Consider the following 14,606-nt stretch of genomic DNA (forward strand, 5'->3'; position numbering starts at 1 on the left):
TTATTAAAAGGAGAGAACTGTGCCGCATAGCTTGATTGTGTTTGCGCTGATTGGCGTATCGCTTTGGTTATTGTCCAGGCAGGCATCGATTGTCGTTTGGGCAATCAGTTATGCCATTCTGACGGGTTTGTACATTCAATATGGCACTCCGGGCCTGGTTTCTCAGGTACTCCTGTGCCTGTTGACTGCCACTTTTGTTTTGGCCTCGATTCGTCCTTTACGCCGCAATCTCCTGTCTCGTCGCTTATTTGCTCGAATCAGCAAGGAAATGCCGGTCATGTCGGCCACTGAACGCGAGGCACTCGAAGCGGGCACTATCACCTGGGAAGGGGATTTATTCAGCGGTGCACCTGATTTTAACAAGTTGCTTAAAGCCCCAACCGTCAGTTTTACAGATGAAGAGCAGGCTTTCATGGATGGACCGCTTAACGAGCTCTGCCGCATGATTGACGATTGGGACATTACCCACAATCGGGCGGACATGCCCCCTGACATGTGGCAATTTATCAAGGAGAAGGGCTTTTTCGGCATGATCATTCCCAAGGAGTACGGTGGGCTTGATTTTTCTGCCAGTGCTCAGGCTGCGATATTGTCGCGAATTTATGGCCGTTCAGTCACTGTGGCATCAACCATCTCGGTGCCTAACTCCCTAGGCCCTGCGGAATTGCTGCTTAAATACGGTACTAAAGAGCAAAAGGACTATTATCTTCCCCGTCTTGCTGATGGTCGTGAGATTCCCTGCTTTGCGTTGACCGGACCCAATGCGGGTTCTGATGCCGCCTCCATGCCAGATAAAGGCATTGTCTGTCGGCAAACCGTGGATGGTCAGGAGGTGCTCGGGGTTCGTCTGACCTGGAATAAACGGTACATTACTTTATGTCCCATCGCCACCGTGATTGGTCTGGCATTCAGAATGTTCGATCCTGACAATCTGTTAGGGAAGGGAAGCGATGTAGGGATCAGTTGTGCCCTGATTCCCGCCAAAACCCCAGGAGTAATAAGAGGCCGCCGCCATTTCCCGCTCAATACCGCCTTTATGAACGGTCCTACCCAGGGTAAGGATGTTTTCATCCCCATGGATTACCTTATCGGGGGGGCTGCAATGGCCGGGAGCGGTTGGCGGATGTTGATGGAATGCTTAAGTGCAGGCCGTGCTATTTCCTTGCCTTCCAGCGGCTTGGGCGGATCGCAGGCTGCTGCTTTGGCTACCGGTGCCTATGCTCGCGTTCGTAAACAGTTTAATACGTCCATCGCCAATTTTGAGGGCATCGAAGAACCACTGGCTCGCATTGCTGCCAACGCTTACCTTATTGATGCCGCGTTAACCATGACGGCTGCCGCCATTGATCATGGCGCCAAGCCATCTGTCGCAGGTGCCATTCTTAAATACCATACCACTGAACGCGCCAGACGGGTTGCGCTCGATGCGATGGATATTCACGGCGGTAAGGGCATTTGCCTGGGGCCCAATAATTACATGGGGCGCGGTTATCAAAGCGCTCCCATCGGTATTACCGTTGAGGGGGCCAATATTCTTACTCGAAGTCTGATTATTTTTGGTCAGGGTGCTGTTCGCTGTCATCCCTACGTTTTCAAGGAAATTGAAAGCGTGCGGGAAAATAATCTGGCTCTTTTTGATAAAGCCTTTTGGGGGCATGGCGCGTTTATGCTGGCCAATTTCACCAAATCCGTGTTGTTTAATCTGACGGATGCCCATTTTACACGTGCACCGCGCAGCCGAGTCAAACGGTATTATCAATTGATTCATCGCTACAGCAGCAATTTAGCCTTTGCTTCTGACTTTGCCATGACGGTCATTGGTGGTGAGCTTAAGCGCAAGGAAAAAATTTCTGCCCGTCTGGGCGATGTTTTAAGCTACCTTTATCTGGCGTCTGCCGTGCTTAAGCGTTTCCACGATGACCATGAACCCGAAGCCGATTTGCCGTTGGTGGAGTGGTGTTGCCAGCATTTGTTCCATGAGTGCGACTTAGCCCTGCAAGGCGTCATGACCAACATCAAGCCCCGTGCGGCACGGATAATATTGCGGGCAGTCATCAATCCCTGGGGTGGTTTAAGGAAACAACCTTCTGATCGTCTGGGGCAACAACTGGCACGTCTGCTGACTAACCCCAATGAATCACGGGATCGTTTAACGCGGCTTGTGTTTAAAGAAGCCACGGCCAATTGTCCAATTGGACGTCTTGAGGCGGCATTTCGCAAAATTTGCGCGGTTGAGCCTTTGGAGAAACGCGTTGCAGTGGCGGTAAAGGAGGGCACACTGCGTGCGCTAACCCTGCTTGAGCAGATTGATGAGGCTGAAAATGCCGGCATCCTGAGCAGCGAGCAGGCTGCCTTATTAAAAGAAGCGGAACTCGCCCGCCAGCACGTCATTGCTGTGGATGATTTCAGTCATGATGAATTAAGCCGTACCGCGCTACAGATTTCTGCGAAGGCAAAAAAGCATGAGCCGAGCAAAGACGATATCACGGAAAATATTTAAGCCGGGATGCCCGTCGGATTTTGCTGCTTCGCTATGCTGAGGCAGCAGAATCCCCGGGCAAGCCACGCGGCTTGAAAACCGTGTTGACTACTTCACTCCGGCTGTGCTGTCGTGTTGCCAATCCGCCGGTATCCCTGCCCTAACGACATAGCCATGCACAGGCCTTGTCCTGATGGAATTAACCAAACTGAAAAAATAACATGAAAAGTGGAGCGACATGCAATTGAGGGAAAGGAAAGCAATCCGGCATTCAGATGTCAGTAGCCAGTCGTCAGGAGTAGCGAGCTAAATTTCTTCCAATGCTTCATCCGGCATGGTGACATTTAACTCCAATACCGCACTGTCACCCATTCGTTCCAGATTGACACTGACTTTGTCACGAGTGACGGGAATGTATCTGGCAATCACTGCCAGAATTTCTTCCTGAAGTTTAGGCAAATAATCCGGGGTATTACGCTGAGTCCGCTCATGAGAAATAATGATCTGCAAGCGTTCTTTTGCAACGGATGCGGTGCTCGTGCGTTTTCTTAAGTAGTTGAATATGCTCATGCTGGAACATCCTCCTTGTTTTTACCGAACAACCGGCGCAAAATGCCTTTACGCTCATTGCTGACAAAACGCATGGGCCTGCTTTCGCCCAGGAAACGAGCAATCGCATCCTGATAGGCCAGGCCTGCGTCACTGGTTTCATCAAGAATCACAGGCGTACCTGTATTAGATGCTTTTAACACCGCTTTGGATTCGGGAATCACCCCAATCAGCGGGATAGCAAGAATTTCTTTAACGTCTTCCACAGATAACATTTCACCCTTTTCAACACGCTCCGGATCGTAGCGCGTCAGAAGTAAATGTTCCTGGACAGGGGCCTCATTATTGATTGCCCGTTTGGTTTTACTGGCCAAGATACCCAGAATACGATCGGAGTCACGAACGGATGAAACTTCCGGATTTGTCACAACAATGGCATGATCGGCGAAATGCATAGCCATCAGTGCCCCGGTTTCAATGCCGGCTGGCGAGTCACAAACAATGTACTCAAATTCCTTAGCCAATTCATTGAGTATCTTCTCCACGCCTTCCACAGTTAAAGCGTCCTTATCGCGGGTTTGTGACGCAGGCAGGATGCAGAGGTCAGGGACTCGCTTATCCTTGATTAAAGCCTGGTTAAGGCTGGCCTCGCCATTGATGACATTTATAAAATCATAAACGACACGCCGTTCGCATCCCATGATGATATCAAGATTTCGTAAACCAATATCAAAGTCAATGACAACGGTTTTGTGCCCGCGAAGAGCGAGTCCTGATGAAAAAGCCGCAGAAGTAGTGGTTTTTCCAACGCCGCCTTTACCTGAAGTCACAACGATTATCTTAGCCAACTCGGAACCTTCCTGTTAAAAGACTTGTTAACACTTTGCGTTCCAGTTTACACGTTATTGAATGAACAGTTCAAGCTCAACGGCTTAAATCCGGCAATATATTTTTGACACTGTCAACAATAAAGTCATCTGATCCATGGGCTATTGTTTTTAACAGAAACTGCACCTAAAATCCGCACACTTTTGGTTAATAAAAAACATTCATTTTAAGGGTCGTAATGATGTATCGCAAAATGTTGAAATCGAAAATCCATCGTGCCCGCGTAACGCACGCGGATCTGCATTACGAAGGCAGTATCACCATTTCACCGGAATTATTAAAAGCGGCTGATATTTTACCCTATGAAGCGGTGAATGTGTGGAATGTCACGGCCGGTACGCGATTTGAAACCTATGCCATTACGGGTGAGGAGAATTCCACCGCCATTTGTGTGAATGGCGCTGCGGCACATCTGGTTACTCCTGGCGATTTGATCATTATTGCCTCTTTCATTCAACTCAGTGAGGAGACGTGTGCGTCATTTAAACCGACGGTGGTGTTTGTCGATGAACATAACCGGTTTAGAGAAATTCGCCCGGAAACCTTGCCTGATTTGTGTGAAGCCTAAGCAACGATCCCTTCCACGGAAGGGATCCTTCATTACCAACTGCTTGAGCCGCAGCAGCCATACGTTGAAATATTGGGTTCGTTATAGGGATTGGCACAACAGCTGCGATACCCGCATCCGGACAGGCTGGTTGTTATTAAAGCAATCAAAGACACAAAAAGTATCTTCTTCATAGCGGCTTCCTTGTCAATTGTGTATCTTAAGTATATGACCTGATTTTAAATAATACAAATTCCAGTTTTGTTTTGAATTCAAATGCTTGCGATAAACACTTGCAGGACGAATTGGATAGGAGTAAAACTATCTTCCCCCGTAAAAAAAGGAATTCAACATGAAACTTTATTTCACTAAAGGAGCCTGTTCGCTGGCTGTAAGAATTGTTATCAATGAGATCGGTGTGGATTGCACGTACGAGTCGGTCAATTTGCAGGCAAAAAAAACAGAAAGCGGTAAAAATTACCTGGAAATTAATAAAAAAGGCGCAGTCCCTGCGCTTCAAACAGACAAGGGTGAAATTCTGACTGAAAACGCTGTCATTCTACAGTATTTGGCAGATACCTACGAGGCAAATAAACTGCTGCCGCCACTGCATGATTTTGAGCGTTATCGGGTGCTCGAATGCGTCAATTACATCACCACGGAGATTCATAAGACCTTGGGCGCGCTTTTTAATCCGGCAATGACGTCTGAAATCAGAGAAAAATTCACGTTGCCTACGCTGAAAACCAAATTTAACTATTTGAACTCCCTGCTGGATGGTCAGCCCTACCTGTGCGGCAACCACCTGACTTTGCCCGATGCCTATTTGTTTGTTATGTTAACCTGGACTTTCCATTTCAAAATCGATTTGCAGGAATGGCCGAATCTGGTTAAGCATTTCAAAAAATTAAGCCAGCATCCGTCGGTGGTTAAATCACTGCAAGAAGAGGGGATTGAGCTGGCGGGTTAAAGCACTTCCCGGACAATAGAACCCCGTGCACACTCCCTCTCCCGCTGGCGGGAGAGGTGGGGTTTTTAGGTAAAGAAACCCTGGCATATTGCCCTGTTCAGGTATATGATAGTTCCCCTGTTTCTGTTCAAAATCAAGCCTATCCGTTAAAGCATTTGGAGGACCTATGCGAATTAACACGTTATTTTTGGCCGTTTTATTTTCCATTACTACGCTTATCACCGGTTGCAGCAAGGATATTCCGCCTGGCGATTATGATTCATCCGAAGTGGGCAAAATTAAAAAAGTCGTACCGGGTGTGATTATTTCCATGCGTCCAGTCCGCCTGCACAATAAAGAGGCTGAAATCGGTATTACTCCTGGCTCTCGTGCCAATGCATCCAGTTCGTCTTATTCTGACCCCACCATGAATCGCTCTCACGGGTTTGAATATGTGATTAAACTCAATAGCGGCAGCATTATTTCGGTGGTTCAGGCTGATACGGTCAAGCTGAAAGTAAAGCAACCCATTTTAGTCATTTACGGCAGAAATACACGCGTTGTGCCCGATCATGGCAGTAACGATTATTAAAAACGGGCGGAGCTATTCCGCCCACTGACAGTTCCGCTCAAAAAATTAACCGAATGTTATTTATCATTCTTTCTAATGGTTGTATAATATTCGGTTAATTTCATTGCAGGGGGATTGATATGTCGCTTTCTATTGTGCAACAAGCGCTGACTTTTGATGATGTTTTGCTGGTTCCTGCCCATTCACTGGTTCTCCCCAAAGAAGTTTCCTTGCAAACCCGGTTGACTCGTGGCATCGAATTGAATATCCCTCTTGTTTCAGCAGCGATGGACACGGTGACCGAGTCGAGGCTTGCGATTGCCATGGCACAGGAAGGCGGTATTGGCATTATCCATAAAAACATGAACATTGCCGCCCAGGCGGAAGAAGTTCGCAAAGTAAAGAAATTTGAAAGCGGCATGGTGAAGGATCCGGTGTGGGTGACGCCGCAAACCACCGTGGAAGAATTGCTTACGGTCATTGCCCATCATAATTTTTCAGGTGTGCCTGTGGTCGAAAACGGCTTACTGGTCGGTATAGTAACTAGCCGTGATATTCGTTTTGAAACCAATCTTTCGCTGCCGGTTTCAGCCGTCATGACGCCAAAAGAGCGTCTGGTGACGGTGAAAGAAGGGGCTCTGCGTGAAGAAATCCAAAGCCTGCTGCATAAACACCGTTTAGAAAAGCTGCTGGTGGTGAATGATGAGTTCAAGCTGCGCGGCTTAATTACAGTAAAAGACATTCAAAAAGCCAAAGAAAATCCATTTGCCAATAAAGATCATCAGGGACAATTGCGTGTTGGAGCGGCCGTAGGAGTCGGTGAAGGCACCGATGAGCGTGTGGAGGCACTCATTGATGCTGGAGTGGATGTGCTGGTGGTCGACACTGCCCACGGCCATTCTCAGGGCGTATTAAACCGTGTGACCTGGATTAAAAAACATCATCCGCAGGTTCAGGTTGTGGGCGGTAACATTGCGACCGCGGCGGCAGCCCGCGATCTGGTGGCCGCCGGCGTTGATGCCGTCAAGGTTGGAATTGGTCCCGGCTCGATTTGCACCACCCGTATCGTCACGGGTGTCGGCGTACCGCAGATTACTGCCATTGCCAATGTGGCTGAAGGCGTTAAAGGCCAGGTTCCGGTGATTGCCGATGGCGGTATCCGCTTTTCCGGTGATATCTGCAAGGCTCTGGCGGCGGGTGCCGATACAGTCATGTTAGGCAGTATGTTTGCCGGTACAGAAGAATCACCCGGTGAAATTGAACTCTACCAGGGCCGAACCTATAAAAATTACCGCGGCATGGGATCGATTGGGGCCATGGCTCAGGCCCAGGGCTCAAGCGACCGCTATTTTCAGGACATGAGTCAGGGCGCTGAAAAACTGGTTCCGGAAGGCATTGAAGGCCGTGTTCCTTACAAAGGTCCGGTACAAACCATTATCCATCAAATGATGGGCGGCCTGCGTTCCTGCATGGGTTATACTGGTTGTAAAACCATCAGCCTTCTCCATAAAAACGCGGAGTTTGTGCAGGTGACCAATGCCGGAATGCGCGAATCCCATGTCCATGATGTCAGTATTACCAAACAAGCCCCGAATTACCAGGTGGACAACTAATGAGCAGTAATATCAAGCAGCAATGCCTTTTAATTCTCGATTTTGGCTCGCAATACACGCAACTGATTGCTCGCCGTGTGCGGGAAATGGGCGTCTATTGCGAAATTCATCCCTATGATCTGAGTGAAGCTGATTTTAATGCGCTTTCACCCTGTGGCATTATCCTTTCCGGTGGCCCATCCACCGTGACCTTAAGTTGTAACCCCCGCGCGCCGGACTGGGTATTCACCCGCGGTTTACCGGTGTTGGGGATTTGCTATGGCATGCAGACCATGGCTGTTCAGTTAGGCGGCGAAGTGCAGTCGTCTAACCTGCGTGAGTTTGGTTATGCTGAACTGCGTTTGCATGGGCATACCGAATTATTGCACCACATTGAAGACAAAACCGACGCGGAGGGAAGGGCTTTGCTGGATGTGTGGATGAGTCATGGCGATAAAGTCACGCAACTGCCGCCCGGGTTTAAGGTAATCTGTGAAACGCGCAACGCGCCCATTGCCGGCATGGCCAATGATGAACGTCGCCTGTATGGTTTGCAATTCCATCCTGAAGTAACTCATACGGTGCAAGGTTTGCGCATATTGCAACGTTTTGTTGTTGATATTTGCCAGGCTAAAACCACCTGGACCGCCGATAATATTATTCAACAGGCCATTGACACCATTCGCCAGCAGGTGGGGGATGAACAGGTATTGCTTGGACTTTCCGGCGGTGTGGATTCGTCGGTCGTCGCCGCTCTGCTTCACCAGGCCATTGGTGATCAGCTGGTTTGTGTGTTTGTTGACACCGGTCTCTTACGCTTAAATGAAGCGGAGCAGGTGATGGCCATGTTCGGTCAGCACATGGGTATTCGTATCATCGCCGTGAATGCTGAAGACAGGTTTTTAGCGGCGTTGAAAGGGGTTGATTGCCCTGAAACAAAGCGAAAGATCATTGGCCGCACCTTCATTGAAGTCTTTGACGACGAGGCAAAAAAATTACCAGGCGTCAAATGGCTGGCCCAGGGGACCATTTACCCTGATGTCATTGAGTCGGCCGCAACCAAAACCAATGGTGCGGCGGTAGTGATTAAATCGCACCATAATGTGGGCGGCTTGCCAGACACCTTGAATCTAAAATTACTGGAACCGATTCGTGAATTGTTCAAAGACGAGGTTCGCAAAATTGGTCTGGAACTCGGGCTGCCTTACGACATGGTTTACCGCCATCCATTCCCAGGCCCGGGTCTTGGCGTGCGGATTCTTGGTCAGGTGACTAAAGAGTATGCGGATATTTTAAGGCAGGCGGACGCTATTTTTCTTGATGAATTAAGAAACGAAGGCCTTTACCATAAAGTCAGTCAGGCTTTTGCCGTTTTTCTGCCGGTCAAAAGCGTGGGTGTGATGGGAGACGGCCGTCGATATGATTTCGTGATTTGTCTTCGGGCCGTCGAGACCATCGATTTTATGACAGCGCATTGGGCCCATTTACCCTGGGATTTTCTGGGGGCTGTTTCCAACCGCATCATTAATGAGGTGGCTGGTGTGTCGCGGGTAACTTACGACATATCCGGCAAGCCACCAGCGACGATTGAATGGGAATAAACGACAGCGGCTGGATGCAAAAAGCCTATGAACTGGCATTGGCGGCCAAACAGGCCGGCGAAGTGCCAGTCGGCGCTGTGCTTGTTGACAGTAACAATCAGTTGCTGGCGGCAGCCGGCAATCGCGTCATAACCCATAGCGATCCCTGTGCTCATGCCGAAATACTGGTCCTTCGTGAAGCGGCACAAAAGCAGGCCAATTTCAGACTTCTGGATACCACCTTGTACGTCACACTGGAGCCTTGCGCCATGTGTGCAGGTGCCATGGTTCATGCGCGCATTAAACGTCTTGTTTTTGCTGCACGCGATGTGAAAGCGGGTGCGGCCGGTTCAGTATACAATTTACTCAAGGGGTATCCCTTGAATCACCCGGTGCAAATTGATGAAGGATTCCTTGAAGTGGAATGTTCCGCGTTATTAAAAGAATTTTTTATGACTCGGCGTTCGTAAATGCCGTCATCAATTGGCTTCTCAAGCGTTTCTTTTCTTCAGCATTCAGTGGTAAACCAGCCTGGGTTGAAATATAAAACATGTCTTCAACCCGTTCACCTGCGGTAGCAATTTTAGCATTATGCAGATGAAGGCCTTGCTCAGAAAAAATGCGGCTGACGGTCGCCAGCAAGCCGGGACGATCGGTTGTAACCAGAAAAAGACAGGTATGCTGTTCCTGCTGTGCCTCAGTAAAGCTTATCTGCGGTTTAAATTTGAAATGGGCCTGAGTCCGGGACAAACGGCGCTTGATGCTTTTGGGTGGGGAAGAGTGTTTGCCCAACTGTTTTTTTAATGCCTCATGGATGGCTTTAATCTGTTCCTTGTTGGTCAAGGCCTGATGTTGTTCATCGAGAATAATGTAGGTGTCCAGGTCAAACTGATGATCGCAGGTTAAAATGGTCGCTTCCTGAATGGTGATGTAATGATTGCTGAGTACCGTGGTGGTAATTGTAAATCGCTCTTCTCGGTGCGGCATGTAAATGAAGACTTCGGTGCCCCCCTGGCTGTGGTGAGGCATGATAATGATCAAGGGGTACTGCTGGCAACTTAACATGGCCTCAGTATGTCGGGCTATCACTTCGGGCGGTTCATGCAGAAAATATTTGCCTTTGATATGGGCCCAAAGCTCAGTCACTTTGTTGTCATCAATGCCCTTTTTCTTCAACAAGGCCAACGCTTCCTGCTGGCGTTCGCTGATGAGGCTATCTTCATCAGGGAGTGTTTTTTCCTGCTGCTGAACCCGGTGAGCCGCGTGGTAAAGCTCTTTAAGCAGCGAATCTTTCCAACTGTTCCACAAGGTATGGTTAGTGGCACAAATGTCGGCGACAGTCAGCAAATAAAGGTAATCAAGGTAATGAGGTTTTGGCAGATGCTGACAAAACAGGCTGATGGTTTTGGGATCATAAATATCCTGCCGTTGCGCCGTTTGCGACATAAGCAGATGGTTGCGCACAAGCCAGGTGAAAAGATCCGCATCCTCTTTCATTAACTGATGCCGTGCGGCAAAGGCTTTTACCTCCTCCGCACCCAGTTCCGAGTGATCGCCGCCCCGGCCTTTGGCAATGTCATGAAAGAGGGCTGCCAGGTAAAGGAGTTCACGCTTTTTAAGGGTAGCCATAAGCGATGCGGCCAGGGGAAAAGACGGGTTGTAGGCAGGATCAAGAAAACGCACCAGATTACGAATGACAAACAGGGTATGCTGATCCACGGTATACACATGAAATAAATCATATTGCATCTGCCCGGTCACGGCGGCGAAACAATCCAGGTAATGACCAAGCACGCCATAGCGATTCATGTGATGCAAGGCGTAATAGGGGTTCTTTTCTTTAAACAGCTGAATAAATGGCTGGGTTGCCGCAGGGCAGGAGCGAAATTTTTTATCCATTAAAAACAGACACTGCCTAATCAGTCGAATGGTACTGGCACGGACACCGGCTATGTCAGGACGTTTAGCCAACCAAACAAACAATTCAATGAGTGCTGGCGGGTACTGACTGAAAACGCGGGGGTGTTTTACTTCAATGTAATGATTCGACAACTGGAAATGGCTGTCTAGGGGGGTAATCAATTGTTTTTCACGGTGAACGATGGCCTCTGAGAACCAATGCAGCAACATTTCATTCAGTTCACGGATGCCTTTGATGTTTTTAAAGTAAAGTTTCATGAACTGTTCAATGGCCAGCGACTGTGGCGTATCCTCAAAGCCAAACAGGGCAGCCAGTTTCACCTGATAGTCGAACAGAAGCCGTTCTTCCTGCTTGCCTGCAAGGGTATGAAGCCCAAAACGAATCCGCCAGAGAAAATGCTGGTAGTTCATTAACTGCTCGTATTCCTTGTCAGTAATGAAACCGCTGCTAATGCCATCCGCCAGTTTCTTAATGCCAAAATGACGTTTGCCGATACTGAGCAGAATTTGCAAATCACGCAAGCCGCCAGCTCCCTGCTTGACGTTCGGCTCCAAATTATAGGCCGTTTCACCGTATTTAACGTAGCGCTGCTTTTGCTCTTGCTGTTTGGCGAAAAAAAACTCATGGCTTGGCCAGATGTGTAAAGGGTGAGTGTAATATTGCAGCTCTTCCATGAAACTGCCGCGGCCACAGAGAAGATGCATGTCAAGAATACTGGAAATGACGCTTAAATCCTGGCTGGCCAAATCCGCGCAATCCCTGGGCGTGGTGATTTGATGACTGACATCAAGGCCAATATCCCAGCAATCCTGGATAAATGCCTGAGCACGCTGCAACTGGGGTTTGGTAACTTGAGGACCATGCAATAACAGTAAATCGATATCTGAATGAAGCTGTAGCTCGCGGCGACCATAGCTGCCCAGAGCCAGAAGGCAAAAGGCATTGTCCTGGTGTAGCTGGTGCTTCTGGAAGAGAAGTAATAAGGTTTCGTCAATATAATGGACTAATTTGCGTGTGATGCTGGTGATGCTGGCTTTTTGACAAAATTCATTACACAGTTCTTCCTTGAACTGTTTAAGAGTCTGCTTGAGTACGTGGCTACCGTTCTTCATCACGTAAGGTTAAAATTTCCACGCCGTCAGCCGTCACCAGCAAGGTATGCTCCCATTGGGCTGATAAACTGTGATCTTTAGTGACCACGGTCCAATTGTCAGGCAATAGACGGGTTTGGTATTTACCGGTGTTGATCATCGGCTCAATGGTGAATGTCATGCCTTCACGCAAGACCTCGCCGGTGCCTGGCGTACCATAATGCAAGACCTGCGGATCCTCATGAAAAATACGGCCAATGCCATGTCCACAATACTCACGCACCACAGAGCAGCGGTTTTTTTCGGCATGAACCTGAATGGCATGACCAATGTCACCCAGTCGCACACCCGGTTTGACCATTTCAATGCCTATGAACAGGCATTCATGGGCCAGTTTAACAACGTGTTTGGCTTTAACCGAGGGTGTACCCACAATAAACATCTTGCTGGTATCGCCGTGATACCCATCCTTGATGACCGTCACATCGATGTTAATGATATCGCCGTCTTTCAAGGCTTTTTTACCGGGGATACCATGGCAGACAACATGGTTGATGGACGTGCAGATGGATTTGGGAAAGCCGTTGTAACCCAAAGGAGCAGGGATCGCTTTCTGTACATTGACAATGTAATCATGGCAAATGGTGTTCAGTTCATCCGTGGTAACTCCTTCTTTGACATGATCGCCAATCATGGTCAGCACTTCACCGGCCAAACGGCCAGCGACGCGCATTTTTTCAATTTCATCAGGCGTTTTAATGGTTACGGCCATAATTTAAATCCAACCAAAAAAATAAATAGTAGCATAAGTCATTCATTCCAGCATCATTATTCCCTGCGTGGAGAGGGTAAGTCGCGGGCTAATGAAGGGAGTTGGGCATAAAGACATCATCCAAACCGGTATGGCGGATAATGATGCAGAAAAAGTCTGGGTAAAAGCCTAAGGCCGCACCCAGACTTAATGAAGAGGGGTTATGCCCCTTTGCATTGTTGTTTGTGCATCATTTTCTTGGCTTCCCATTCTTTCATCATGGACTGGAATTGTTGCTTTTGCTTGTCGTTGAGCAGGTTGTAAATTTGATTTTTGGTTGAAATTTTCGCTTTGGTAATGGAACTCACCAGCGCAGCTTTTTGATTGGTCAGTTTGTTTAACGTGGCTTCATCGAGTTTGTCGCTGGTTACCAAGGCTTTTAACTGGCTGCGCAATTCTTTCATTTGTTGCCAGCTGGCTTTCATGGCATCCCTGTTTTTCTCTTTAATGGCTTTGATTTGAGCCTGTTGATTGGCATCAAGTTGCAGTTCTTTAAACATGTCACTTAAGCGGCCCTTGCAGGGGCAATTGCCCGGTTGATTTGCAGAGACGGCTTGCAGGGAGAGGAAAGAAACACAGGCGATGACAGCAATAAGAAGTTTTTTAAACATGATAAAGCCCTCCAGTTTGTTATTGTATCGTTTTGCATTATAGCCGGTGTTAATCACTATTTCTGCTTTTATTTTCAATCAAATTCCAGTGTTATTCATTGCTGAATTCGAGTAAGTGTGTTATAAATACCCCGCTTTTTAACGACACACACGTTTCGTCACATGCAGTTGGGTCCCTTCTGGGTACTGCATGGGAAGCGTGGAGGCATAACCCGGAGATTTTAAATGAATATCAGTATGCGCGAACTATTGGAAGCGGGGGCCCATTTTGGCCATAGAACCCGTTTCTGGAATCCAAAAATGGTTGAATACATTTTTGGCTCAAGAAATAAAATCCATATTATCAACCTTGAAAAGACAATGCCCCGCTTAAATGACGCGACAAATTATGTCGGTCGTCTGGCTGCAAACAAGGCAAAAATTTTGTTTGTTGGTACTAAAAGAGCCGCTCAGGAAAGCATCCGCGAACATGCCAAGCGTTGCGGCATGCCTTATGTGGATCACCGTTGGTTAGGCGGCATGCTGACAAACTGGAAAACAGTCCGTCAATCCATCTTCCGTTTGAAAGAACTCAAGGAAATGCGTGACAAGGGCCTTTTTGCTTCTATGATTAAAAAAGAAGCGTTAATGCTGACCCGTGAGCTGGAAAAACTGGAGCGCAGTCTGGGCGGTATTGAAGACATGGGCGGTTTGCCCGATGCCCTGTTTGTGGTTGACGTTGGTTTTGAGCACATCGCTGTTGAAGAAGCTCGTCGTCTGAAGATTCCAGTCATTGGCGTAGTCGACACCAATAATAGCCCGGATAACATCGATTACGTTATCCCTGGAAACGACGACTCTATGCGTGCGGTTGATATTTATGTCCGTTGCATAGCTGATGCAATCCTTGATGCTAAACAAGGTAACACGGTGGGTGGTGTTTCATCTGATGCCGAGTTTGTTGAAATTTCTGTGGCTGAAAAAGAAGCAGATAAAGCAGACTAATATTTTTGTGATGATAAAGGGGCACGCTGCATC

At 48.1% G+C, this 14,606-nt stretch carries 14 protein-coding genes; 8 read left to right on the forward strand and 6 right to left on the reverse strand.

Translation table 11 applies throughout. The features are described from left to right. Window positions 1-19: 19 nt before the first annotated feature. On the forward strand, window positions 20-2,500 hold the full coding sequence (locus GH742_RS07215) for an acyl-CoA dehydrogenase (RefSeq protein WP_203456745.1): 2,481 nt from the start codon (window positions 20-22) through the stop codon (window positions 2,498-2,500). 285 nt (window positions 2,501-2,785) lie between these two features. Here the strand turns inward: GH742_RS07215 and minE are convergent, their stop codons facing one another. Both minE and minD read right to left on the reverse strand, forming a co-directional pair. Beyond that, window positions 2,786-3,049 carry a cell division topological specificity factor MinE gene (minE, locus tag GH742_RS07220; protein ID WP_203456746.1) on the reverse strand — a complete coding sequence of 88 codons (264 nt, stop codon included), beginning with the start codon at window positions 3,047-3,049 and terminating at the stop codon, window positions 2,786-2,788. Then, window positions 3,046-3,876 (reverse strand): septum site-determining protein MinD, encoded by an 831-nt coding sequence (minD, locus tag GH742_RS07225; protein WP_058530382.1) that lies wholly within the window; start codon window positions 3,874-3,876, stop codon window positions 3,046-3,048. Before minD ends, minE begins: the two co-directional genes overlap by 4 nt. A gap of 218 nt (window positions 3,877-4,094) precedes the next feature. On the opposite strand from minD, the gene panD reads away from it, so the two are divergent. Next, on the forward strand, window positions 4,095-4,484 hold the full coding sequence (gene panD / locus GH742_RS07230; protein ID WP_203456747.1) for an aspartate 1-decarboxylase: 390 nt from the start codon (window positions 4,095-4,097) through the stop codon (window positions 4,482-4,484). Window positions 4,485-4,516: 32 nt separating this feature from the next. Here panD and GH742_RS07235 read toward each other — a convergent pair whose 3' ends face one another. Then, window positions 4,517-4,657, reverse strand: a complete 141-nt coding sequence (locus GH742_RS07235; RefSeq protein WP_203456748.1) for a hypothetical protein — start codon at window positions 4,655-4,657, stop codon at window positions 4,517-4,519. Window positions 4,658-4,815: 158 nt separating this feature from the next. On the opposite strand from GH742_RS07235, the gene gstA reads away from it, so the two are divergent. The 5 genes from gstA (at window position 4,816) to tadA (ending at window position 9,625) form a co-directional block, all read left to right on the forward strand. Then, complete coding sequence (gene gstA, locus GH742_RS07240) at window positions 4,816-5,433, forward strand: glutathione transferase GstA (protein ID WP_203456749.1); 618 nt, start codon at window positions 4,816-4,818, stop codon at window positions 5,431-5,433. 166 nt (window positions 5,434-5,599) lie between these two features. Next, window positions 5,600-6,004 carry a hypothetical protein gene (locus GH742_RS07245; protein ID WP_203456750.1) on the forward strand — a complete coding sequence of 135 codons (405 nt, stop codon included), beginning with the start codon at window positions 5,600-5,602 and terminating at the stop codon, window positions 6,002-6,004. Window positions 6,005-6,123: 119 nt separating this feature from the next. Beyond that, on the forward strand, window positions 6,124-7,596 hold the full coding sequence (guaB, locus tag GH742_RS07250) for an IMP dehydrogenase (protein WP_203456751.1): 1,473 nt from the start codon (window positions 6,124-6,126) through the stop codon (window positions 7,594-7,596). After that, entirely contained in the window at window positions 7,596-9,176 is a 1,581-nt protein-coding gene (gene guaA / locus GH742_RS07255) for a glutamine-hydrolyzing GMP synthase (RefSeq protein WP_203456752.1), read from the forward strand. Before guaB ends, guaA begins: the two co-directional genes overlap by 1 nt. Next, complete coding sequence (gene tadA, locus GH742_RS07260; RefSeq protein ID WP_203456879.1) at window positions 9,173-9,625, forward strand: tRNA adenosine(34) deaminase TadA; 453 nt, start codon at window positions 9,173-9,175, stop codon at window positions 9,623-9,625. The genes guaA and tadA overlap by 4 nt, the downstream gene beginning before the upstream one ends. On the opposite strand, the gene glnD is transcribed toward tadA, so the two are convergent. The 3 genes from glnD to GH742_RS07275 all read right to left on the reverse strand — a co-directional run bounded on the left by glnD (window position 9,606) and on the right by GH742_RS07275 (window position 13,589). Then, window positions 9,606-12,188: a [protein-PII] uridylyltransferase gene (gene glnD, locus GH742_RS07265; protein ID WP_203456753.1), complete on the reverse strand. Its 2,583-nt coding sequence runs from the start codon at window positions 12,186-12,188 to the stop codon at window positions 9,606-9,608. The genes tadA and glnD overlap by 20 nt on opposite strands. Further along, the gene (gene map, locus GH742_RS07270; RefSeq protein ID WP_203456754.1) at window positions 12,175-12,939 is read right to left on the reverse strand and encodes a type I methionyl aminopeptidase; all 765 of its coding nucleotides are present in this window, start codon (window positions 12,937-12,939) and stop codon (window positions 12,175-12,177) included. Before map ends, glnD begins: the two co-directional genes overlap by 14 nt. Before the next feature lie 200 nt (window positions 12,940-13,139). Further along, on the reverse strand, window positions 13,140-13,589 hold the full coding sequence (locus GH742_RS07275) for a Spy/CpxP family protein refolding chaperone (protein ID WP_203456755.1): 450 nt from the start codon (window positions 13,587-13,589) through the stop codon (window positions 13,140-13,142). Window positions 13,590-13,814: 225 nt separating this feature from the next. Here GH742_RS07275 and rpsB point away from each other — a divergent pair, with 225 nt between their 5' ends. Beyond that, a complete protein-coding gene (gene rpsB / locus GH742_RS07280) occupies window positions 13,815-14,573 on the forward strand; it encodes a 30S ribosomal protein S2 (RefSeq protein WP_108291749.1) in 759 nt (252 codons plus the stop codon). The last annotated feature ends 33 nt before the right edge of the window (window positions 14,574-14,606 follow it).

This window comes from Legionella sp. MW5194 (assembly GCF_016864235.1).
Lineage (GTDB): Bacteria > Pseudomonadota > Gammaproteobacteria > Legionellales > Legionellaceae > Legionella_C.